Origin of the sequence: Arthrobacter sp. UNC362MFTsu5.1, from assembly GCF_000685965.1 — a bacterium.
In the GTDB taxonomy this organism is placed as follows: Bacteria; Actinomycetota; Actinomycetes; order Actinomycetales; family Micrococcaceae; genus Arthrobacter.
The window spans coordinates 147269-169891 of record NZ_JMLE01000004.1 but is presented as its reverse complement, the minus strand read 5'-3'; the positions used below and the strand labels follow the sequence as shown (position 1 = coordinate 169891).

Sequence of the window (22623 nt, the reverse complement as noted above, 5' to 3'; positions counted from 1 at the left end):
TTGTGGGTCGGGGGATGGCCGGCTCAGGAACGCGGAGCTTAGGTTCGGATAATTCGGGTTTATCCCCCGTTTGGGGCAATTATCCGGACCAAAACTCGCAGGGCGTCGAAGTTCGCGCGGCCTCCCCAGTTTACAAGCCCGGCGGAACCGTCAGTGACGCAGACAACAGTTGAAAGGGGATATGCCGAATAAATTCACCTATCGTGCGGCGGTACGCAGAATAATATTCTGATGGTTATCCATTTGGACGTCGTAGCTGGTCAGAGGTTCGGCGCCGGTGGTGGAACAGCCGGTGTCCAGGCTGAAGGCGTTTTGGTGCAACGGGCACAGGACCAGGTCCTGGTCGATGGTGCCGTCCGCGATCGGGCCGCCCTTGTGCGGGCACACGGCGGACAGCGCCCGAAGGCTCCCGTCGCGGAGCCGGAACACCGCCACCTGCTCCCCGTCGACGCCGAAGGCCCGCCCCTCACCGAACGGGATCTGGTCCACCGGGCCCAGGTTGAAGCCCGCGTTCATCGGACCGGCACCTGGGGAAGCACCGTCAGCGGCAGCGAGGTGCGGAACTGCCCGGGTGTCAGCGGATCGTCGCGTTCAGTCCACGGATCCATATAGCTGTCCACGGAGGCCTGCATCGCGGCGTCCAACCCGTCGGCAAGGCCCTCGGCATCGTCCACCACGACAGCCCGGATGTGGTCGATGCCCACCCGCGGCACGAACGAGTACGTCCGTTCCAGCCAGTTGGCGTTCTCCCGGTAGTACTGCATGAACCGGCCCGTCAGCACCTTGACCTCCTCCGGGTCATCGACGGTGGCCAGCAGGTCGCCTTTGCGGATGTGGGCGCCGGCCGCTCCCCCGACATAGATTTCCCAGCGGCCGCCTTCAACGGCCACCACGCCCACGTCCTTGACCAGCGACTCGGCGCAGTTCCGCGGGCAGCCGGACACCGCCAGCTTCAGTTTGGCCGGCGCCTCGATGCCCTGGAACCGCGACTCGATGTCGATGCCCAGCCTGGTGGAATCGCCGGTCCCGTAGCGGCAGAAGTCCTTGCCCACGCACGTCTTGACCGTGCGGAAGCTCTTCCCGTAGGCGTAGCCGGACGGCATGTCCAGGTCCGCCCAGACCTGCGGCAGGTCCTCCTTGGGCACACCCAGCAGGTCGATGCGCTGCCCGCCGGTGAGCTTGATCAGCGGGATGTTGTGCTTCTCTGCGACGTCGGCAATCCGGCGCAGCTGCTGCACGGAGGTCACGCCGCCCTTCATCTGCGGCACCACGGAGAACGTGCCGTCCCGCTGGATGTTCGCGTGCACGCGGTCGTTGATGAACCGGGCGTCCCGCTCATCGATGTACTGGTCCGCCAGCATCATCTTCATCAGCGACGCCAGGCCCATCTTCGATTTCGCATCCTCCGCGCTGCCCGGCGCCAGGGCGGCGAACACGGAGGACACCGAGCGGAGCCCCTGCTTGCGGATGGCCGCCATCAGCGAGGCCTTGTCCAGCGGGACGCCCGGGACGTAATAGCTGGCAGCCGGGTCCTCCGCCACGTCGCCGTCGGCCGCCCATTCCACCACCTGCTTCACCAGCAGCTTGCAGGAACCGCAGCCTTTGCCGGCCCGCGTGGCGTCCATGGCGCCGGCCACGGTGTTGCACCCGCCTTTGACCGCATCCACCAGGGATTTCTTGCTGACGCCGTTGCAGTTGCACACCTGGGCGTCGTCGTTGAGCTCGGCCACGCCCTGTTCCTCCCCGGGACCGCCCAGGTCGAACATCAGCGCGATCCGCTCCTCCGGCAGGGGCAGCCCCTTGTCGAAGGCCTGGGTCAGGTAGGCCACCTTGCGGCTGTCACCGAGGAGCGTGGCGCCCACCATCTTGTTGTCCCGGATGACGATGGACTTGAACACCCCGCGGCTGGGCTCGGAGAACACGATGTGTTCGTCCGTCTCCCGTTCCGGGCCCTGCAGGCCCATGGAAGCGACCTCGACGCCGGCAACCTTGAGTTTCGTGGCGATCCGGGAGCCAAGGTACGCCGCGGCAGAGTCCGCGCCCGTGACGTGGTTGGCGAGCACCACGGCCTGCTCCCAGAGAGGGGCCACCAGGCCGTAGACCTCGCCGCGGTGCTGGACGCATTCGCCCACGGCATAGATGTCGTCCTCGTCCACCACGCGCAGCTGGTCGTCCACCACGATGGCGCGTTCCACATGCAGTCCGCTGAGGACGGCGACATCCACGTTCGGGCGGATTCCGGCGGCCACCACCACCATGTCGCAGTCGATGTCCGGCCGGTCCCGCAGCCGGACGCCGGTGACCTTGTCCGTGCCCAGGACCGCGGTGGTGCGGCTGCCGGTATGCACCCGGATCCCGAGCGCTTCGACGCTCCGGCGCAGGATCGCGCCGCCGTCGGGCCCCATCTGGGCGTTCATGAGGTGCCCGCCGGAGTGCACCACGTCCACGTCGATGCCGTGGCTTTGGAGCCCGCGCGCGGCTTCGAGCCCCAGCAGGCCGCCGCCGATCACCACGGCCCTGCGTCGCCTGTCCGAGGGATGGCCTTCGTCCTGCGCGTGCTTCACCATGTTGCGGGTGTCATCGATGGTGCGGAACGTGAAGACCCCGGGCTTGATGGAGCCGCTGGGGGTGTACAGGCCGTCCATGGGCGGCATGAATGACTGGCTGCCGGTAGCGATGATCAGCACGTCATACGGGACTACGTGGCCGTTGTTGGCGAAGACGTATTTGGTGAACCGGTCGATCCGTTCCACCCGCACCCCGGCGTGCAGCGTGATGTTGTTGTCCTGGTACCAGTGCAGGGAGTTCAGGAAGATGTCCGCGTCGCTTTCCTCGCCGGAGAGGACGTGGCTGAGCATGATCCGGTTGTAGTTGCCGTAGGGCTCGTCGCCGAACATGGTGATGGTGAACTGCTCGGCGCCGCCGCGGGCAAGGATTTCCTCCACGGCCCGGGCACCGGCCATGCCGTTGCCGATCACCACCAGCCGACGGCGGGCGTCCCGTGTTCCGGGCGGCCGCTTGCCCTTCGACGCGGGAACAGGGCCGGGCAACCTGTGCTGGGCGTTGTGCTGTCCTTTGTGCTGGGACGTGGGCTGCGTCTTGTCTGTGACGGCGGTCATCAGTGTTCCACCATGCCCAGGTCAATCACCACGAAGCCCGCCACGCCCTCGGCCGCCAGCAGGAACACCTCAATCACCGAGCCGCCCTCGATGTCCTCCACCACGCGGAGCGGCACGTGGACGTCGCTCTTGGCGCCGATGGGGAAATACCGCATGGGCACGCCGTCGCGCATCAGGACCACGGTGATCAGCTCGGAACTGGAGTTCCCGCCCCGGAAGTAGAGGGTCTGGTTGATGATTCCGTCCGGAACGAAGTGGGCAAGCTCCCGGTGGATGGGGGCGGGCTTGTCGAGGCCCGCTCCTTCGAAGGGGAAAACGCCCTGCAGGAAAAGGTTCTTGGTGATCACGGGAGGGATCCTTTCGGCCGGCTGGGTAGGCCCGGCGGCTGAGCGCGCGGGTGCTACTTGAGCGTGGGAATCACTGACTCCCTTCCATCCTGCTCCGCAGTTGTTTCGGCCCGGCGCGTGCGGCGTAACGATCCTTTAACGCAAACCTCACCGTTTTCCGGGCTGCTTCCGCGCCCCGCCAACGACTGGAGGCAAGGCCGGAAGCAAGACGCGAAGCTAGACGAGGGCGCCGTCCCGCATGGCGTACCGGAGCCAGCTCCCGCCGGTGCCTTCCCGTGCGGCGCATTTGCTGAACCACTCCCCCAGCGCGCGGTCGTGGCTCACCATGATCAGCGTTCCGCCGAATTCCGAAAGGGCCGCTTCCAGCTGCTCCACCAGGACGGGCGCCAGGTGGTTGGTGGGTTCGTCCACGAGCATCGTGCCGAAGCCGCCCAGCAGCAGCCGTGCCAGGGCGAGCCTGCGCTGCTGCCCGGCGGACAGGCTGCCCACGGGCACGTGGAATTCGGTGGTCCGGAAGAGGCCCAGCCGCAGCAGAGCCTCCGCATGTTCGTCGATGTTCCCGCCCAGGCCGGAGACGAAGGCCGGGAGCAGCCGCTGCCCCGGGCGTTGCGGCGGCTCCAGTTCCTGCTGCAGGTAGCCGATCCGGCCGTGCCGCACCACGGTGCCCGCATCGGGTTCCAGGGTTCCCGCAAGGACGGACAGCAGCGTCGATTTGCCGGCGCCGTTGGGACCCGTGATGAGGATCTTCTGGCCGGCCTCCACCCGGAAATCGGTCCGTTCCAGCCGGCCGTGAACTTCCACGCCGCGCGCCTCCAGGGCGGGGGCGTCCAGGGCAGCGCCGTCGGACCCGCCCTGGAGGTCCACCGCCAGCTTCAGGGGAACCGGCGGACGGTCCACCGGGTTGGCCTCGAGCCGGCGGAGCCGCTCCTGGGCGTTGCGGACCTTGCTGCTGGCTGCCTGCTGCCAGGTGCCGGCCTTGAAGTCGAAGCCCATCTTGTCGCCGTCGCGCCGGCGGGCGTAGCCCATCTTCCCAGCCACGGTGTCCGCCTGCAGGCGTTCTGCGGCCATGGCATCGAGCCAGCCGCGGTACTGCTGCACCCAGCGTTCACGCTCGGCCGCCTTCTCCCGCAGGTACCCTTCGTAACCGTTCCCGTAGCGGTTGACAGCGCACCGTTCGGCGTCCACTTCGATGACGGAAACGGCCACCTTGCGCAGCAGCGCCCGGTCATGGGAAACCACGACGACGGTCCCCCGGTGGGCGGCCAGCCGCGCCTCGAGCCAGGCAGTGCCGCTCGTGTCCAAATGGTTGGTGGGCTCGTCCAGCAGAAGGATGTCCGCGGGGTCAGCCAGCACGCAGGCCAGCGCCACCCGGTGCTGCTCCCCGCCGGAGAGCGAACCCAGCGTCCGCTGCCGGTCCAGTCCGCCCAGGCCCAGCCGGTCCAGTGCCGCTTCCACGCGCGATTCCGCCGCGTAGCCTTCGCGGAGCTGGTATTCGGTCTGCAGGTTGCCGTAGCGCTCCAGTTGCTCCTCGTCCGCATCGGCCAGGCCGGATTCCAGGCTGTCCAGCTCGGCCTCGACGGCGCGGAGTGAGGCCAGCGCCTCATCGATGGCGTTGCCCACCGTGAAGGACGCCGGCAGGCCGGTGGTCTGGGCGAGGTAGCCGATGCGTCCGTGGCTGGCGGCCGTGCCTTCGTTCGGCGGCTCGAGCCCGGCCAGGATGCGCAGCAGGGTTGATTTGCCGGCTCCGTTTTCGCCGACGACGGCCACGTGCTCGCCGGCGCCAATCGTGAGGTCGACGGCAGCAAAAAGCTGGCGGTCACCGTAGCCATGGGTGACGCCGGTCAGGGAAAGGTGTTCAGTCAAGGGAAGTCCTAACGGGGTCCGGGAAATGGGCGCTGCTGGTTAGGACTTCATCGCTCCAGCCTGCCCGGCCGGACCCCCGGCGTCAAGCGCCGCCGTCGTACGCTTCACACGGCGAGCGCCACTGCCTTCCTGCGGCGGGCCTTCGCCAGCCGGGTGCCGATCAGCCCCTGGCGGGGGCTGAACAGGTAGACGGCGGCGAACACCACACCCTGGGTGAGCACCACCATGGCGCCGGAGGCGGTGTCCAGGTAGTAGCTCAGGTAGATGCCGGCGATGGAGCACACTGCGGAGACCACCGGGGCGATCACCAGCATGCGGGAGAACCGGTCCGTCAGCAGGTACGCCGTGGCCCCGGGGATGATCAGCATGGCCACCACCAGCACCACCCCGACCGTCTGCAGGGCCACCACGGAGGTCAGCGCGAGCAGGCCCAGCAGCAGTGCCCCCAGCCGCTTGGGCGACAGCCCGATGGCGTGGGCGTGCACGGGGTCGAAGGCATACAGCGTGAGGTCGCGGCGCTTGAGGATCAGGATGGCGAACGCCACCACACCCAGCACCAGCACCTGGATGAGGTCCGGGATGCTGACGCCCAGCAGGTTGCCGAAGATGATGTGGTTGAGGTCGGTCTGGCTGGGCGTGACGGAGATGAGCACCAGGCCCAGGGCGAACAGCGAGGTGAACACGATGCCGATCGCCGCGTCCTCCTTGACCCGGCTGGTGTTCCTGACCACCCCGATCAGGGTGACGGCGATCAGTGCGAACACCAGCGCCCCCAGGGCGAACGGCGCGCCGACGATGTAGGCAAGCACGACGCCGGGCAGCACGGCGTGGGAAACGGCGTCACCCATGAGCGACCAGCCGATCAGCACCAGCCAGCAGCTCAGGACGGCGCAGACCACGGCGGCGAGCGCCGTGGTGATGATGGCGCGCACCATGAAGTCGTAGCTCAATGGCTCCAGCACGATGTCGAAGAGGTCCATGGCTTAGCTCCAGTCCTGTTGCTTGGAAAGGCGGCGCTGGTTGGCAGTTTCCTGCTCCGGAAGGTCCCGGTTGAGGACGTCCAGGCCGAAGGCCATGGCCAGGTGTTCGGGCTGCAGGACCACCTCGGGCGGGCCGTGCATCAGGACCTTGCGCATCAGCAGCACGGCTTCGTCGCACAGCTGCGGCAGGGCGTGGAGGTCGTGCGTGGAGATGAGGATGGTGCAGCCGTCCGAGGCGAGTTCCCGCAGCAGGCGGGTGATGGTGGCTTCGGAGCGCTTGTCCACGCCGGCGAACGGCTCGTCCAGGAGCATCATCGTGGCACCTTGGGCGATGCCCCGGGCCACGAACGCGCGCTTCTTCTGGCCGCCGGACAGCTGGCCGATCTGCCGGTTCGCGAACTCGGACAGTTCCACCCGGTCCAGGGCGAGGTCGACGGCGGCGCGGTCAGCCTTGGAGGGGCGGCGGGTGAAGCCCTGGTGCCCGTAGCGGCCCATCATCACCACGTCGCGGACGGACAGCGGGAACTGCCAGTCCACGTCCTCGCTCTGCGGGACATAGCCGATTCCCCCCTCCTTGCGCGCCTTGGCCGGTGACTGGCCATGGATCAGCACGCGGCCGGCGTCGGGCTTGATCATTCCCATGATCACCTTGAACAGCGTGGACTTGCCGGAGCCGTTCATGCCGATCAGGCCGCAGATCCGGGCGGTGTCCAGGCTGAGCGATGCCGCGTCCAGCGCCAGGACTTCGCCGTAGTGGACGGTGACGTTTTCAACGAGGATGGCCGGAGTGCTCATGATCCTGCACCCGCCGGGGCACTAACCAGTGCTTCGGTGATGAGTTTGGAGTCGTGCCGGATGAGGTCCAGGTACGTGGGCACGGGGCCGTCCGCCTCGGACAGCGAGTCAACGTAGAGCACACCGCCGAATTTTGCACCCGTGGCTCCCACCACCTGGCGCATGGGGGCGTCGGACACCGTGGATTCGCAGAAGACGGCCGGGACTTTGTTGGCCTTGACGAATTCGATGGCCCGGGCGATCTGCTGCGGCGTGGCCTGCTGTTCGGCGTTGACTGCCCAGATGTAGACCTCCTTGAGGCCGGCGTCGCGGGTCAGGTAGGAGAAGGCGCCTTCGCAGGTCACCAGGGCACGCTGTGCCGCGGGGACGGTGGCGAGCTTCTGCACCATCTCGTCTTTCACGGCCTGCAGTTTGGCCTTGTAGGCCGCACCGTTCGCCTCGAACGTGGCGGCATTGTCCGGATCGAGCTTAGAGAACGCCTTCACCATGTTGTCCACGTAGATCTGCACGTTCACGGGCGACATCCAGGCGTGCGGGTTCGGCTTGCCCTGGTAAGAGTCCTCGCTGATGGACATCACCTTCACGCCCTCGCTCACCACGGCATGCGGGACGTCCAGGCCCTCGACGAACTGGGCAAACCACGCTTCCAGATTCAGGCCGTTGTCCAGGATCAGGTCCGCCTTCGAGGCCTTGCGGATGTCGCCGGGCGTGGGCTCGTAGCCGTGGATTTCGGCGCCGGCCTTGGTGATGGATTCGACCTGCAGCTTGTCCCCTGCCACGTTCTGGGCGACGTCGGCCAGCACGGTGAAGGTGGTCAGCACCACGGGCTTCTCATCGCCGGGGCCCTGGCCGGGAGCGGCACCCCCGCAGGCGGCCAGGGACAGGAAGAGGAAAGCGGCGACGACGGCGGCTCCGGCAGAGCGGAGGAAACCGGTTCGGCGGACTACTTTGGCGCACCGAAACAGAAATTTAGGCATACCGAATATTCTACCGGGCGCCCTAACTCCGCTGCAACGCCGGCAGTCATTGGCCAGCTAGGCTGGACACATGGGAACAGCTGTCCGCAATTCCCCGGCGCCACGGCCGGAGCTCTACCGTTTTTCCGCGCTCGACTACACCACCGTGGGGCTCTACGTGGCCATCGCCGCGCTCTTTGCGGTTGCCGGACCGCTGCTGCAGCCGTTGCTGCTGCAACTGTCCCCGGACCCCACCGTGGCCGTGTACTCGGTGAACCTACTGTTCTACGGCGGCGTGGGAATCCTGGCCGTAGCCGCCGCCCGCCGCGTCGCCTCCCGCGACCTCCGCGTGCTGGCCACTCGTCCGTGGTTCACGCTCATCATGATCCCGGTGGCAGTGGTGGCCATGCTGATCCTGACCGCCATCCTGGTGGCCCTGACCGGACCCGTGCAGGGCTCCGCCAACCAGGCCAACGTGCAGGCACTCGTGCAGCAGGTATCGCCGTGGCTGATCGTGCCCCTGCTGGTGATTGTGGGCCCGTTCGTGGAGGAGTACATCTTCCGCCACCTGCTGATCGGCAAGCTGAGCCGGCGCGTCAACATCTGGGTGTGCTGCGTCCTGTCCACCTTCCTCTTCGCCGCCCTGCACATCGTGGGCCAGGAAACGCTGACCCTGCCCGTGCTGATGCCGTACCTCGCCATGGGCGCCACGCTGGTGTTCGTGTACGTGTGGACCGGGAAAAACCTGATGTTCAGCTACTTCGTGCACGCCGCCAAGAACCTGCTGGCAGTGGTGTTCATCTACGCCATCCCGCCCGAACTGATGGAGCAGCTGCAGCAGGTCCAGCCCTAGGACCCGTCCGCCCCCTACCGCCGCGCCCGCCGCCGTCGTACTTTTGGGTAATGGGACTCAACATTCAGATCGTCATCGACTGCAAAAACCCGCACGAGCTTGCCGACTGGTGGGCGGACACACTGGACTGGGCCGTGGAGCCGCAGGACGAGGGCTTCATCCGGTCCATGATCGAGCAGGGGTACGCCACCGAAGCCGAGACCAAAACCCACAAGGGCAAACTGGTCTGGGAGGCCGGGGCCGCCATCCGGCCGGCGGAAGAGATCGATGCCAAGGCTCCGGAACGCCGGCTGCTGTTCCAGACCGCGCCCGAGGGAAAGACCGTCAAGAACCGGGTGCACTGGGATGTCCGCCTGGACGGCAGGGACAAGGATGAGGTGCGCAAAGAGCTGGAGGCACGCGGCGCAACGTTCCTCTGGACGGCCAGCCAGGGGCCGCACGAATGGCACACCATGGCGGACCCCGAAGGCAACGAGTTCTGCATCAGCTGAGGCGATTACTAGACTCGGTCTGTGAGCAACGTATTTCCAGCCAAGGTATCCGACGTCTTTGACCCCTCCCGGTGGCGCACCGTGGCCGGCTTCGACGACTTCCAGGACATGACCTACCACCGGCAGGTGGAGCGGGATTCGGACGGCGCGGTGCTGCGGGACCTGCCCACGGTCCGCATCGCCTTCAACCGCCCGGAGGTCCGCAACGCCTTCCGCCCGGGCACCGTGGACGAGCTCTACCGGGCCATGGACCACGCCCGCATGACCCCCAACGTGGCCACCGTGCTGCTGACCGGCAACGGGCCCTCGCCCAAGGACGGCGGGCACTCCTTCTGCTCCGGCGGAGACCAGCGCATCCGGGGCAGGGACGGGTATCGGTACGTAGTACAGAACGCAGCAGACGGCGAAACCAAGGAGACCATCGATCCCGCCCGCGCCGGCAGGCTGCACATCCTGGAAGTCCAGCGGCTCATGCGCACCATGCCCAAGGTGGTCATCGCCGTCGTCAACGGCTGGGCCGCCGGCGGCGGGCACTCGCTGCACGTCGTCTCGGACCTCACCATCGCCTCCCGCCAGTACGGCAAGTTCAAGCAGACGGACGCCACCGTGGGAAGTTTCGACGCCGGCTACGGCTCCGCGCTGCTGGCCCGCCAGATCGGCCAGAAGGCCGCCCGCGAGATCTTCTTCCTGGCCCGCGAATACTCTGCCGAGGACATGGTCCGGATGGGCGCGGTCAACGAGGCCGTGGACCACGAACGCCTCGAGGAAGTCGCCCTGGAATACGCGGCGGACATCGCGCGGCAGTCGCCGCAGGCCATCCGCATGCTCAAGTTCGCCTTCAACCTGGCCGACGACGGCCTGGCCGGGCAGCAGGTCTTCGCCGGCGAAGCCACCCGGCTGGCCTACATGACGGACGAGGCATTGGAAGGCAAGGAAGCCTTCCTCGAGAAGCGGGACCCCGACTGGTCCCAGTTCCCGTACTACTTCTAAAGCCCGCCCCACTGACGAAGGCAGACCCTGTGACTTCCCAGCTTCCGAACATCGAGCCTGCACTCAAGGCGCTGGCGGACGCCCTCCACGGCGAGGGCCCCGCCGTCGAGCTTTCCGCCGACGCCGACGGCCACCTGGTGGTCTCCGCCGTGGAAACGCCGGGCTTCGAGGACGCCGCCGTGGTGGTGCGGACCTCGGGTTCCACCGGTACGCCCAAGGCAACGGTCCTCACGGTGGAGGCCCTGGCGGCGTCCTCCGTGGCCACCGCCTTCGCGCTTAAGGGCGAGGGCCAGTGGCTGCTGGCCCTCCCCGTGCAGTACGTGGCCGGGGTACAGGTCCTGGTGCGCTCCCTCTTCGCCGGCACCCGGCCGTGGGCCATGGACCTCTCCGGCGGCTTCACGCCGGAGGCCTTCACCGCGGCCGCCCAGGAGCTCACGGACAAGATCCGCTTCACCTCCCTGGTGCCCACGCAGCTGCAGCGGCTGCTGGACGCCCCGTCCGCTGAAACGCTGGCCGCCCTCCGCCGCTTCAACGGAATCCTGCTCGGCGGCGGCCCCGCGTCGCCCGAACTGCTCGCCGCGGCCCGGGACGCCGGCGCGCGGGTGATCACCACCTACGGCTCCGCGGAAACCTGCGGCGGCTGCGTCTACGACGGCTTCCCGCTCGAGGACGTACTCGCCCGCGTGGACGGGGACGGCCGGATCCTGCTGGGCGGCGCCACCCTCGCCGCCGGCTACCTCGGCGACCCCGCCCTCACCGCCGACGCCTTCTTCGAGGAGGACGGCGTCCCCTGGTACCGCACCAGCGACCTCGGCTCCATCGACGCCACCGGCAAGCTCACGGTGCTGGGCCGCGCCGACGACGTCATCATCACCGGAGGCGTCAAGGTGTCCGCCACGCACGTGCAGGCAGAGCTGGAAAAGCTCGACGGCGTGCTGGCGGCCTTCGTGGCCGGCGTCCCGTCGGAGGAATGGGGCCAGGCGGTGGCGGCCTACGTCGCCGTGGACGACGCCACGCCCGCCGGCATCGAAGGCTTCACCGCGCGGAGGCACGATGCACTGGGCGCCCTGGCGCCCAAAACCGTCCTGGCTGCCGGGGAACTCATGATGCTGCCCAACGGCAAACCGGACCGCCTCGGCATGACCGTTCTGCTGGACGCCCTGCATCAGGGAAAATAGAAAAGCTCTTCCCAAGCTGAACCGAACAACGAACCAATCGGAGTACTGACCGTGGCTACAGCCGCACAATGGATCCAAGGCGCCCGACCGCGCACCCTGCCGGCTGCCATCGCACCGGTCCTGATCGGCACTGCCGCGGCCTTCGAGATGGACGCGTTCAAGCCCGTCAACGCCATCCTGGCCGCGCTGGTGGCCCTGCTGCTGCAGGTGGGCGTGAACTACGCCAACGACTACTCGGACGGCATCCGGGGCACGGACGAGGACCGCGTGGGCCCGCTCCGCCTGGTGGGCTCCGGCGCTGCGAAGCCGGAGATGGTGAAGCGCGCCGCGTTCGCCGCGTTCGGGCTGGCGATGCTGTTCGGCCTGGTGCTGGTGCTCATCACGCAGGCGTGGTGGCTGATCCTGGTGGGTCTCGGCTGCGTCCTGGCGGCCTGGGGGTACACCGGCGGCAAGAACCCGTACGGCTACATGGGCCTGGGCGACGTGTTCGTGTTTGTGTTCTTCGGCCTGGTGGCCACCCTTGGCACCACGTACACGCAGGCGGGGCAGGTCAGCCTGCCTGCCATCATCGGCGCAATAGGCACCGGGCTGATCGCGTGCGCGCTCCTGATGGCGAACAATGTCCGGGACATCCCCACGGACATGCAGGCGGGCAAGAAGACACTGGCCGTGCGGCTGGGTGACAAGCACGCCCGCGAAAGCTACGTGCTGATGCTCGCCGTGGCCATCCTGCTGGTGATCGTCCTGGCACCGTCGCGCCCGTGGATGCTCATCGTGCTGCTGCTGATCCCGGCCAGCCTGATGCCCTCTTGGCTGATGATCAACGGCCGGAAGCGCAAGAGCCTGATCCCGGTCCTGAAGCAGACGGGCATGATCAACCTGGGTTACAGCGTGCTGTTCTCGCTGGGCCTCGTGCTAAGCCACGGGCTCTAAGCGCCGGTGCCGCCGGGCGTCGGTGCTTCTAAGCATCGGTGCCGCTAAGCGGACCTAAGCGGACCTAAGCGTCCTTGCGGGGAACTTCGGTGCGGGGAACTTCGGTGCGGGGAATTTCTGAGCGGACGGTGATGTCCGGGTTGGCATCCACCAGGGTGTCCTCGGCGTCGGCGTCTTCCACCTCGCCGGCGGTCCGGATGGGCTTGGCCCGGCCGGAGAACCGCTCATGCAGGGTGGCCGTGGCGGCGTCGCGCTGCTTCTGGAAGAACAGGTAGCTGATCGCGAAAGCGATGAGGCCGGCGCACACCGCGGCGAGCAGGATTCCGATTTGAAGGAAGCTGAACAGCACGAACAGCGGCACAAACAGTGCCAGACGGATCAGGGAGTATTTCATAAAGGCCACAGTCCAAGTTTAGCCGTCCGCCGCCCGGCGCCCGGACGCTAGACTGGTGGTATGCCCCGTGTATTGGTCGCCGTTGCCGTTCTTGCCATATTCGTCTATGGCCTCGTGGACGTGATCCGGACTGACAAGCACCTCACCAGGGGTATTTCCAAGACGGCCTGGATCGTGGTGATGGTTGTCCTCCCCGTGGTGGGAGCGGCACTTTGGTTCATCATCGGCCGGCCGCGTGGAAGCCGCCCCGCCCCGCAGTCCTACGCCCGCACCACAGCGCCGGATGACGACCCCGACTTCCTGCGCAACCTGGAAATCCGCCGTCGGAACCAGGCCGAAGCGGACCGCCTGAAAAAGCTCAAGGATGAACTCCAGGCCAAGGAACGCAAGGTCAATGGCAGCCCTGCCGGCGGCGCCGAGGGCAAGGGGAAGCCGAACGGCACCCATCGGGGCGACAAGCACACCGAGGAATCACACCACCCCGAGACCGACGCGCACGGCACCGACGAGGTCAAGTAGCGCCTTTCGAGGTCATGTAGGGCTGGACGACGGAGTACGGCTAGACGACCGAGTACGGCTAGACGACGGCCGAGCGCCGCTCGATCAGCACGGTGTCGCGCCATTGCCCGGCACAGGGGCCATGGGTCATAAGGGCGATGCGCCGCCGTCGTCCCACAACCGTGTAACCGTTGGCGAGATGGAGCCTCAGGCTGGCGTCGTTCTCGGGAAAGACACTGGCCTGGATCGTCCAGATCCCGCCGCCCTCGGTGGAGTCCGCCAGCGCCTGGAGCAGCAGCGCTCCCACGCCGCGTCCGCGGGCGTCCGCAGCCACATAGACGGAGTGCTCCACCACCCCGGCGTAAGCCGGGCGCGATGACACCGCGGAGACTGCCGCCCAGCCAAGGATTCGGCCCTGCGGCGTCTCGCACACCAGCCGGTGCGGAAGCAGCCGTGAGGTATTGAACCGTTTCCAGTCCGGCGGCTCCGATTCAAAGGTGGCGTGACCGGTCTCAATGCCCTCGCGGTAGATCCGCCGGACCTCCGGCCAGTCAGCGTCCGTCATGGCACGGATCGTGAGGCCTGGAGCAGGCTGCGGGTTCACAGGCTCTCGAGGAGTCCGGCCGTCTGTTCCAGTGCGCCCGGAACCAGGGAGTAATAAGCCCAGGTGCCGCGCTTTTCGCGGTGCAGCAGCCCGGCCTCCACCAGCACTTTCAAGTGGTGGGACACGGTGGGCTGGCCCAGGTCCAGCGGTTCCGTGAGGTCGCAGACGCAGGACTCACCCGAGTCGCCGGCCTTGACGATGGACAGCAGCCGCAACCTGTTCGGGTCGGCTAGCGCCTTGAAGACCAGGGCCCGCTGCTGGGCCTCGTCAGCACTCAGCGCCGGCTTTACCGACGGGACGCAGCATGAGGCGTCCACGGGGGCTTCGACGATCTGCAGGGAGTTCATAGACCCATTATGCACATAGATTGACATTCATCGATATAGGTGGGGATACTCTCTATATCGATCTTCATCAATTTATCTCTTACCGGTTGCATCAGAGCGCGGCGGCTCCGTCGGGCCCTTGATTGAAGGCCCCGTCCTTGTTGCACTTGTTTACGCGGCGCTGGGGCACAGCGCCTTCGAACCACTACCCAGGAGACCACATGACCGCCGAAGTGAGCACCGAACAGCTGATCATCATCGGGTCCGGCCCCGCCGGCTACACCGCAGCGATCTACGCCGCCCGCGCAGGCCTGAAGCCCCTGGTCCTGGCCGGATCGGTAACGGCCGGCGGCGCCCTGATGAACACCACCGAGGTGGAGAACTTCCCGGGTTTCCCGTCCGGCATCCAGGGCCCGGAGCTCATGGACGGCCTGCAGGAGCAGGCGCAGCGGTTCGGCGCCCAGGTGATGTTCGACGACGTCACTGAGGTGACGCTAGCCGGGCACCTCAAGCGTGTGGTCACCGGCGCCGGAGACACCTACGAGGCGCCCGCCGTCATCCTCGCCACCGGCTCCGCCTACAAGGAACTCGGCCTTCCCGAGGAGAAGAAACTCAGCGGCCACGGCGTCTCCTGGTGCGCCACCTGCGACGGCTTCTTCTTCCGCGACCAGGACATCGTCGTCGTCGGCGGCGGGGACTCAGCCATGGAGGAAGCCACGTTCCTGACCCGCTTCGCCCGGACCGTTACCGTGGTGGTCCGCAAGGGTGAACTCCGCGCCTCCCGCATCATGGCCCAGCGCGCCAAGGACAACCCCAAGATCAGCTTCGCCTGGCACTCCGCCGTGACCGCCATCCACGGCGACCCCAAAGTCACCGGTGTCACCCTCACGGACACCCGGACCGGGGAAACCCGCGAGCAGGCCGCCACGGGCATCTTCGTGGCGATCGGACACGTGCCGCGGACGGAACTCGTCGAGGGCCAGGTTGAGCTCGACGCCGAGGGTTACATCAAGGTGGACTCCCCCACCACGGTCACCAACCTGACGGGTGTCTTCGCCTGCGGCGACGCCGTGGACCACCGCTACCGCCAGGCCATCACCGCCGCCGGGACCGGCTGCGCCGCCGCCCTGGATGCGGAACGGTACCTGGCCGCCCTGGATGATGCGGACAGCATTGCAACGGCCCTGGTCGAGGAACCCACCCACGCCTAGGGATTCACTGAACAGAGCTTCTCAACGGGAAGGAGGTGAGCTGAATGGACACCGGATGCTGCACCGACAACGGCTGCTGCGAGGACGAATCCTGCACGGATCAGGACTGCTGCTAGCCGCCCTCCCCGCCCGCCACCTTCCACCCTGCTTTCCCAACTAGGTAGCAGCAGATGTCGTTATGAGCCCTCAAAACGACATCTACTGCTACCTAGTTGGGCCGCGAACCGCCACACGAACTGATGAAAGAGGACACCTTGGATTCGACGACGAACCTTCCCGTTGCCGTGATCGGCGCCGGCCCCGTGGGCCTGGCCGCTGCCGCCCATCTCCTGGAACGCGGCCTGGAGCCGCTGATCTTCGAGGCTGGCCCGACGGCGGGAGCCGCCATTGAGCAATGGCGCCACATCCGGCTGTTCTCCCCATGGCGGTTCAACCTCGACGCCGCCGCCGTCCGCCTGCTCGAAGCCTCCGGCTGGGAATCGCCCCGGCCCACGGCCCTCCCCTACGGCGGCGAGCTGATCGATGATTACCTCGCACCGCTCGCCGCGCTCCCGGCCATCGCTTCCCGGCTGGAGAACGGTGCCCGGGTGGTTGCGGTAACCCGGTCCGGGATGGACAAGACACACACCCGGAACCGGGACACCACACCGTTCGTGGTGCGTGTGGAAGGTGCGGGCGGAGAAGTCCGCGACCACACCGTGGCCGCCGTCATTGACGCCTCCGGCACGTGGTCCATCCGCAATCCGCTCGGCACCTCAGGCCTGCCCGCCATCGGCGAAGAGACCGCCGCGGACAGGATCTCCTCGCCGCTTCCCGACGTCACCGGCCGGGACCGCGCATCCTTCGCCGGGCGCCGAGTCCTGGTGGTCGGAGCAGGGCACTCCGCCGCCAACACGCTCATCAGCCTCGCGGACCTGGCCAAGAATGAACCCGACACCCGGATCCTGTGGGCCGTCCGTGGCGCCTCCGCGGAGAAGGTCTACGGTGGCGGCGACGCCGACGGGCTGCCCGCCCGAGGCCAGCTTGGGAGCAGGCTCCGCCGACTGGTCAAGGCCGGCACCATCGAACTGCACACCGGCTTCGGCATTTCCTCCTTCAAGTCCCTGGACTCGCACGTCACCGTGGCAGCCGTTGACGGGCGCACGCTGGACGCCGACATCGTGGTGCCCTGCACCGGGTTCCGGCCGGACCTGGATATCCTGCGCGAACTCCGGCTCGAACTGGACCCCGCCGTGGAGGCTCCGCGCCAGCTTGGCCCCCTGATCGACCCCGAATTCCACTCCTGCGGTACTGTTCCCCCGCACGGCGCCAGGCTCCTGGCGCACCCGGACAAGGACTTCTACATCGTCGGCATGAAGTCCTACGGCCGGGCTCCCACCTTCCTGCTGGCCACCGGCTACGAACAGGTCCGCTCAGTGGTGGCAGCCCTCGCCGGGGACCGCGAAGCCTCCGACACCGTCCAGCTCGAACTCCCGGAGACCGGCGTCTGCTCCTCCGATGCCGGCACCAGCTGCGACGTCCCCGCCGCAGCATCCGCCGCGGACGCGGCGGAGTCCGGCTGCTGCGCGGCTCCGGGACCAGTCCTGGTGGGCTTCCCCACCGGCCTGTCCCACGGCCGCTCCGGCATCAACTAAGCCCCGCCCCGACCCCGCAAGCATCACCGCCCGCGAAGGAAACCTCACCCCTATGACCCAGGAACCCAGCAGCACACCAAAGACCCCGGCGGTCCTCTTCGTCTGCAGCAAGAACGGGGGCAAGTCCCAGCTCGCCGCCGGACTGATGAAACAGCTGGCCGGCGGGAGCGTCGCCGTCTACTCCGCCGGCACCAAACCGGGGAAGTCACTGAACCCGCAGTCCGTGGAGTCGCTGGCCGAACTCGGGATCGACATCACCGGCGAACACCCCAAACCGGTCACCGATGAAGTCCTGGCTGCCGTGGACGCCGTCATCGTCCTTGGCACGGAAGCAAAACTCGAACCCCGCGAAGGCACCCGGTTCGAGGTCTGGGAAACGGACGAACCTTCCGAGCGCGGCGTCGAAGGCATGGAACGCATGCGCCTGGTCCGGGAGGACATCAATGCCCGCGTCCGGAAGCTGTATGCGGAGCTGACCGGGGACTAGCATGCCCGCCCCGGCCGACGCCCCGGCCCTGGTGGCGGAGGGTGCACCCCGCGGCGGCCTTGCCGCCCTGTGCATCACCCAGACCACCGGCTGGGGCATCCTCTACTACGCCCTGCCAGCCGCCGTCCTGCCGATCACGGAGGACACCGGCTGGGAGCCGGCGCTGGTCATCGGAGCGTTTTCGGCCGGGCTCCTCGTATCCGCCGGCGCCGGCATCCTCGTCGGCCGCGCCCTGGACAGCACCGGCCCCCGCACCCTGATGATCGGCGGCTCGCTAGTCGGGGTCGCCGCGCTGGCCCTGGTGGCCCTGGCACCCGTCCTGCCGCTGTTCGCCGCTGCCTGGCTGCTGGCCGGCACGGCGCAGGCAGCGGTCCTGTACCAGCCGGCCTTCACCGTGATCACCCGCTGGTACGGCGCCGGGCGGGTCCGGCCACTGACCATCCTGACCCTCGCAGCCGGGTTCGCCTCCACCATCTTCGCTCCGCTCACGGCCGCGCTGTGCAGCAACATCGGCTGGCGGGCGGCCTTCCTGGTCCTGGCCGGGCTGCTGGGACTGATCACTGTGCCGCTGCACGCCCGCTATCTCAACAAGACCTGGAATGCTGACCCTCGACGGGGCACGGGAGCCCTGGACCGGAACAGCGTGCGCGCCCTCCGCCGCAGCCCTGAATTCCTCCGCCTGCAGGGCCTGATGGCGCTGCTGTGCCTCGGCCTCTACGCCGTGACCCTGAATATCATTCCCCTGCTGATGGAAAAAGGCGCCAGCTACGCCGTAGCCGCGCTAGGACTCGGGCTCGTGGGCGCAGGCCAGGTCGGAGGCCGGCTGCTCTTCGGCTTCATTCCGGTCCGGACGCGGCTGCCTGCCATCACCGGCACTGCCGCCGGCGCGATCCTGCTGCTTGCCGTCCTGCCGGGACCCCTGCCTGCCCTGATCGCAGCGGGCAGCCTGGCCGGCGCTGTCCGCGGCTGCCACACCCTGCTGCAGGCCACTGTCGTCGCCGACCGGTGGGGAGCGCGGAACCTCGGCACCTTGCAGGGGACCTTCGCCGCACCGCTCACAGCAGTCACCGCCGTCGCCCCCGCTGCCGGCCCGGCGGCGGCGGTTTGGCTAGGCTCCTACACGGGCATGGCCTACGTCATGGCCGGCGTCGCAGCGGCCGCTGCCCTCATGGCCGTCCTGGCATCCCGGCGCGGATAGTCCGGCGCGGATAGTCCGGCACAGATACTCCGGCGCGGATAGTCCGGCGCAGTAGTCGAGTCCGGGCCGGTCGTCCGGGCCGGCGGCCTGGCTACAGGCCCGAGTAGGAGTGCAGGCCGTTGAAGAACTGGTTCACGATGGTGAAGTTGAAGACCACGCAGAGGTAGCCCACAATCGACAGCCACGCGGCCCGGGTGCCGGTCCAGCCGCGCGTGGCGCGGGCGTGCAGGTAGCCGGCGTAAACCACCCAGATCACGAACGTCCAGACTTCCTTGGTGTCCCAGCCCCAGAAGCGGCCCCAGGCTTTCTCGGCCCAGATGGCGCCGAACATGAGGGTGAAGGTCCAGCCGACGAAGGCGATGGCGTTGATGCGGTAGGACAGGTTTTCCAGGCTCAGCGCCGAAGGCACCAGGCGCATGAAGCCCAGTTTGTCCGCGCCGCCGGACGCGATGGTCTTTTGCCGGTGCGCCTGCACCAGCTGCAGCGCGGACATGGCGAACGTCAGCGTGAACAGTGCCGAGGACAGCACCGCGATGGACACGTGGATGACCAGCCAGTAGCTCTGCAGCGCCGGCACCAGGTGCCCCACGGGGGTCCAGTAGGCCACGGAGGCGGCCACGAGCATGATGATCGCCAGGCCGACCACGAAGGTGCCCAGGAACCGCAGGTCGCGCCGGATCAGGACCAGCAGGAAGACAGCGACGGCCACGAAGGCGCCGGTGGTGAGGAACTCGTACATGTTGCCCCACGGCACCCGGCCCGCACCGAAGGCGCGGGTGACCACGCCGGCTCCGTGGATCACGGCGCCCAGCACGGTCAGGGCAACAGCAACGCGGGCGGGAACGCGGCGTTCGGCGGCGTAGCGCATGCCGGCGTCGGCCGTCTGCCCGGCGCCTGCCACGGCACCATTGGAGGCGCGTCCGGTGGCCGACGACGGCCGCTCGGCGCGGCCTGCCGGCCCGCTGACGTCCGAATCGGCGCGGTCAACGGCGGCACCGGCGCCGACGCCGGCACCCACCGGAACTTTGGACGTCGCTGCCGCGGACGCCTCGGCTGCGGCCGCAGCTTTGAGGTCCACGGCGAGGAGGGCCTTGCTGCTCTTGGCCAGGTCCCAGGCGAAGGCGATAAAGGCAACCGTGTACGTTCCGGCGGCCAGCAGCATAAAGAGCTCGCTGTACTGGCCCATGGTTTCGTTGATGGCGAGCATTACTGGTCCTTCTTCGACTCGGATGAGCCGGCTGTTGACTGGATAAAGTCTTCCGGGCGGGATTCCGTGGCGGCATCCCCGGAGGCACCGCTGGGGACACTCTCCGCGGGGCCATTATCCTCCGGCCCGCTGGGAGCTGTCTGTGAAGCCGTCCGGGAGTCCAGGCCCCATTCCTCCGTCAGCAGTCCGCGGATAATCTCCGCCTCCGCCGCCAGGCGGTGGTCTTCGCCGCGGGCCAGGAGACCGTACTCCACCATGGTGCGGCCGTCGGGGTGCGTACCCGTGCGGACCCAGACGCGCCGGCGGTTCACGTACAGGGAGGTCACCAGTCCGGCCACCGCCAGAAGGGCGAAGATCAGGGCGTAGAGCTGGCCCGGGTTGTGGTGGATGTCCACGCCGATGTAGCGCTTCACGCCGTCGAAGCTGATGGTTCCCTTGCCGTCCGGGAGCGTATACGTGGTCCCGGGCGCCAGGGTGATGCCGCCGGCGTCGAGGTTCCGGGCGTTGAGCGGCGTCAGCTTCTTCACGTCGAGCTCGAAGACGTTCTGCGGGGAGCCCGCGTTTAGTCCGAGGTCGCCGAAGTACGAGTTCAGCGTGAGCTGCGGGTTGATCAGCTCCGGGTCCCCGCTGAAGGACACGCCTTCCTCGGTGACGAACGCGGTGGGCAGGAAGAACCCGGCGAACCCGAGCTGGTCCGGCTTGGCGTCCGGGACCTTGATGACCACGGAGGAGTAGTAGTTGTCCCCCTGCAGCTTGGCCACCACCGGCCCCTGCATGGCGACGTTGCCGGCGCCGTCGCGGATGGTCACCACGGGGGCGTAGCCGTTGCCGGTGAGGTAGATGCTGGTGCCGCCCAGGCTGACGGGGTCGTTGACCTTCAGCACCTGCTTCTCGGCCGGTGCGTCCGGGGTTTCCCGGGTGGTCACGTCCGCCTTGAAGTCGATGGGCTGGCCGAACTTGCCCTTCGATTCACGGTCGAAGGTGATCTGGAACTTATCCAGCTGGATGGAGTAGGGCTGGAGCTGGCTGCTCTGGAAGTTGGTGCCCGGGGTGAACTGGTCGTAGCCCACCAGGGTGTTTACGAACGTGTCGCCCTCCACCAGGATCCGCTGCCCGCTGTACCCGAACAGGCCGCCGGCCGCCACGGAGACCAGCACGCCGATCAGCGACGTGTGGAACACCAGGTTTCCCACTTCCTTCAGGAAGCCGCGCTCGGCCCCCAAAGAGGGCCGCGCGCCGTCGTCGTCCCTGACATCAACGCGGTAACCGCGTTTCTTCAGCTTCGCGGCAGCGTCCGCAATGGCGTCCGACGCCGGGATCCCGGCGTCCGCGGGGATCACCAGCGTGCCGTACTCGGGCAGGCGGGAGAGCCTGGCCGGGGTGCGCGGGGGCTGGGAGCGCATCGCCTTGTAGTGGGCGATCGCGCGGGGAACCACGCAGCCGATCAGGGAGATGAACAGCAGGATGTAGATGGCGGAGAACCACGCGGAGGAGTACACGTCGTAGAGCTGGAGCGAGTCCAGGATCTTTCCGTAGTCCGGGTGGTCCGCAATGTACTGGGTGACGATTGAGGGGTTCGCGGGGCGCTGCGGGAACAGCGATCCGGGCACGGCCGCAACGGCCAGCAGCAGGAGCAGGAACAACGCGGTGCGCATGCTGGTCAGCTGGGTCCAGGCCCAGCGCAGCATGCCGGTGAACCCCAGGGCCGGCATGGCGGCTTCCGCTTTGGCCTTGGCCACGGGGTTCGCTGCAGCATTGTCTGCGGGTGCAGGCTTCTTCTTTTCGTTCACTCGCTCGCTCATCAGATCGGCAATTTCACATCGGTTTGGAACCAGTACTGCAGCCCGGACACCCAGGCCCCCCACACACCGCTGGCCATCAGCAGGCCGAGGACCACCAGGATTCCCCCGCCGATCCGCTGGATGGCGAGCCGGTGCTTGCGGAAGAAGGACATCACGCCGACGCCCCGGCGCACGGCCAGGGCAATCAGCAGGAACGGGATGCCCAGCCCGAGGCTATAGACGAAGGCCAGGAACGCGCCCTTGGCGGCCGAGGACCCGCCGGACATGCTCAGCAGCTGGACGGCGGAGTAGGTGGGCCCGATGCACGGAGCCCATCCGAGGCCGAAGGTGATCCCCAGCAACGGCGCGCCCCACAGTCCGGCCGGCGGCTTGGCATGGATTTTGGCATCCCGCTGCAGCCAGCTGAAACCGCCCATGAACACGACGCCCATGATGATCACCAGAACACCCAGCACCTGGGTGATCCAGGCATTCTGGCCGCCGCTGATCATCGAACCCAGCTGGCCGAACGCCCCGCCGAGCAGGACGAAAATCACCGAGAAGCCGAGCACGAACAGGCCGATTCCGGCCAGCATGCGGCCGCGCTTCTGCTTCTCCAGGTCCACGCCGGTCAGCCCGGTCACATAGCCCAGGTATCCCGGCACCAGGGGCAGGACGCACGGTGAGAGGAAGGACACGAATCCGGCGAGCAGAGCCACCGGGATGGCAAGCAGCAGGGAACCGTTCAGGATGGCTTCGGCGAAGGGGCTGTTCACGT

The 22623-nt window shown here is 67.6% G+C and carries 23 protein-coding genes; 10 read left to right on the top strand and 13 right to left on the bottom strand.

Features of this window, described 5'->3' with window-relative positions; translation table 11 throughout:
- Positions 1-198 precede the first annotated feature (198 nt).
- From BS38_RS0106185 to BS38_RS0106155, 7 genes are all read right to left on the bottom strand, one after another.
- Positions 199-516, bottom strand: coding sequence for a Rieske (2Fe-2S) protein (locus BS38_RS0106185; protein WP_028270011.1), 318 nt, complete (start codon positions 514-516; stop codon positions 199-201).
- A complete protein-coding gene (nirB, locus tag BS38_RS0106180) occupies positions 513-3119 on the bottom strand; it encodes a nitrite reductase large subunit NirB (RefSeq protein WP_269319489.1) in 2607 nt (868 codons plus the stop codon). Before nirB ends, BS38_RS0106185 begins: the two co-directional genes overlap by 4 nt.
- Positions 3119-3466, bottom strand: coding sequence for a hypothetical protein (locus BS38_RS0106175; RefSeq protein ID WP_028270009.1), 348 nt, complete (start codon positions 3464-3466; stop codon positions 3119-3121). Before BS38_RS0106175 ends, nirB begins: the two co-directional genes overlap by 1 nt.
- Positions 3467-3682: 216 nt before the next feature.
- Positions 3683-5329, bottom strand: a complete 1647-nt coding sequence (locus tag BS38_RS0106170) for an ABC-F family ATP-binding cassette domain-containing protein (RefSeq protein WP_028270008.1) — start codon at positions 5327-5329, stop codon at positions 3683-3685.
- Between the two features lie 104 nt (positions 5330-5433).
- A complete protein-coding gene (locus BS38_RS0106165; protein WP_028270007.1) occupies positions 5434-6309 on the bottom strand; it encodes a metal ABC transporter permease in 876 nt (291 codons plus the stop codon).
- A gap of 3 nt (positions 6310-6312) precedes the next feature.
- Positions 6313-7104: a metal ABC transporter ATP-binding protein gene (locus BS38_RS0106160; protein ID WP_028270006.1), complete on the bottom strand. Its 792-nt coding sequence runs from the start codon at positions 7102-7104 to the stop codon at positions 6313-6315.
- Positions 7101-8081 (bottom strand): metal ABC transporter substrate-binding protein, encoded by a 981-nt coding sequence (locus tag BS38_RS0106155; protein WP_028270005.1) that lies wholly within the window; start codon positions 8079-8081, stop codon positions 7101-7103. Before BS38_RS0106155 ends, BS38_RS0106160 begins: the two co-directional genes overlap by 4 nt.
- 70 nt (positions 8082-8151) lie before the next feature.
- Between BS38_RS0106155 and BS38_RS0106150 the strand changes: the two genes are divergently transcribed.
- From BS38_RS0106150 to BS38_RS0106130, 5 genes are read left to right on the top strand one after another with little or no spacing between them, the layout of a single operon-like run.
- On the top strand, positions 8152-8913 hold the full coding sequence (locus BS38_RS0106150; RefSeq protein ID WP_028270004.1) for a CPBP family intramembrane glutamic endopeptidase: 762 nt from the start codon (positions 8152-8154) through the stop codon (positions 8911-8913).
- A gap of 50 nt (positions 8914-8963) precedes the next feature.
- Positions 8964-9404, top strand: coding sequence for a VOC family protein (locus BS38_RS0106145; RefSeq protein WP_028270003.1), 441 nt, complete (start codon positions 8964-8966; stop codon positions 9402-9404).
- Between the two features lie 21 nt (positions 9405-9425).
- Positions 9426-10394, top strand: coding sequence for a 1,4-dihydroxy-2-naphthoyl-CoA synthase (locus BS38_RS0106140; RefSeq protein ID WP_028270002.1), 969 nt, complete (start codon positions 9426-9428; stop codon positions 10392-10394).
- A gap of 29 nt (positions 10395-10423) precedes the next feature.
- Positions 10424-11572: an AMP-binding protein gene (locus BS38_RS0106135; RefSeq protein WP_028270001.1), complete on the top strand. Its 1149-nt coding sequence runs from the start codon at positions 10424-10426 to the stop codon at positions 11570-11572.
- 51 nt (positions 11573-11623) lie between these two features.
- Positions 11624-12505: a 1,4-dihydroxy-2-naphthoate polyprenyltransferase gene (locus BS38_RS0106130; RefSeq protein ID WP_028270000.1), complete on the top strand. Its 882-nt coding sequence runs from the start codon at positions 11624-11626 to the stop codon at positions 12503-12505.
- 64 nt (positions 12506-12569) lie between these two features.
- On the opposite strand, the gene BS38_RS0106125 is transcribed toward BS38_RS0106130, so the two are convergent.
- On the bottom strand, positions 12570-12899 hold the full coding sequence (locus BS38_RS0106125) for a DUF4229 domain-containing protein (RefSeq protein ID WP_043437844.1): 330 nt from the start codon (positions 12897-12899) through the stop codon (positions 12570-12572).
- 60 nt (positions 12900-12959) lie between these two features.
- Between BS38_RS0106125 and BS38_RS0106120 the strand changes: the two genes are divergently transcribed.
- A complete protein-coding gene (locus BS38_RS0106120) occupies positions 12960-13418 on the top strand; it encodes a PLDc N-terminal domain-containing protein (protein ID WP_028269998.1) in 459 nt (152 codons plus the stop codon).
- Between the two features lie 58 nt (positions 13419-13476).
- Here the strand turns inward: BS38_RS0106120 and BS38_RS0106115 are convergent, their stop codons facing one another.
- Positions 13477-13962: a GNAT family N-acetyltransferase gene (locus BS38_RS0106115; protein WP_043437894.1), complete on the bottom strand. Its 486-nt coding sequence runs from the start codon at positions 13960-13962 to the stop codon at positions 13477-13479.
- 35 nt (positions 13963-13997) lie between these two features.
- The gene (locus tag BS38_RS0106110; RefSeq protein ID WP_028269996.1) at positions 13998-14348 is read right to left on the bottom strand and encodes an ArsR/SmtB family transcription factor; all 351 of its coding nucleotides are present in this window, start codon (positions 14346-14348) and stop codon (positions 13998-14000) included.
- A gap of 212 nt (positions 14349-14560) precedes the next feature.
- Between BS38_RS0106110 and trxB the strand changes: the two genes are divergently transcribed.
- The 4 genes from trxB to BS38_RS0106090 all read left to right on the top strand — a co-directional run bounded on the left by trxB (position 14561) and on the right by BS38_RS0106090 (position 18857).
- Positions 14561-15538: a thioredoxin-disulfide reductase gene (gene trxB / locus BS38_RS0106105; RefSeq protein ID WP_028269995.1), complete on the top strand. Its 978-nt coding sequence runs from the start codon at positions 14561-14563 to the stop codon at positions 15536-15538.
- Positions 15539-15792: 254 nt separating this feature from the next.
- Positions 15793-17172, top strand: a complete 1380-nt coding sequence (locus BS38_RS0106100; protein WP_028269994.1) for an FAD-dependent oxidoreductase — start codon at positions 15793-15795, stop codon at positions 17170-17172.
- Between the two features lie 52 nt (positions 17173-17224).
- Entirely contained in the window at positions 17225-17659 is a 435-nt protein-coding gene (locus tag BS38_RS0106095; protein ID WP_028269993.1) for an arsenate-mycothiol transferase ArsC, read from the top strand.
- A gap of 1 nt (position 17660) precedes the next feature.
- Complete coding sequence (locus tag BS38_RS0106090) at positions 17661-18857, top strand: MFS transporter (protein ID WP_051628753.1); 1197 nt, start codon at positions 17661-17663, stop codon at positions 18855-18857.
- Positions 18858-18948: 91 nt separating this feature from the next.
- Here the strand turns inward: BS38_RS0106090 and ccsB are convergent, their stop codons facing one another.
- The 3 genes from ccsB to BS38_RS0106075 are packed head-to-tail and all read right to left on the bottom strand — an operon-like array spanning position 18949 to position 22621.
- Positions 18949-20064, bottom strand: coding sequence for a c-type cytochrome biogenesis protein CcsB (ccsB, locus tag BS38_RS0106085; RefSeq protein ID WP_028269991.1), 1116 nt, complete (start codon positions 20062-20064; stop codon positions 18949-18951).
- A complete protein-coding gene (gene resB / locus BS38_RS0106080) occupies positions 20064-21866 on the bottom strand; it encodes a cytochrome c biogenesis protein ResB (RefSeq protein ID WP_028269990.1) in 1803 nt (600 codons plus the stop codon). Before resB ends, ccsB begins: the two co-directional genes overlap by 1 nt.
- Positions 21866-22621: a cytochrome c biogenesis CcdA family protein gene (locus BS38_RS0106075; protein WP_028269989.1), complete on the bottom strand. Its 756-nt coding sequence runs from the start codon at positions 22619-22621 to the stop codon at positions 21866-21868. Before BS38_RS0106075 ends, resB begins: the two co-directional genes overlap by 1 nt.
- Between the last annotated feature and the right edge of the window lie 2 nt (positions 22622-22623).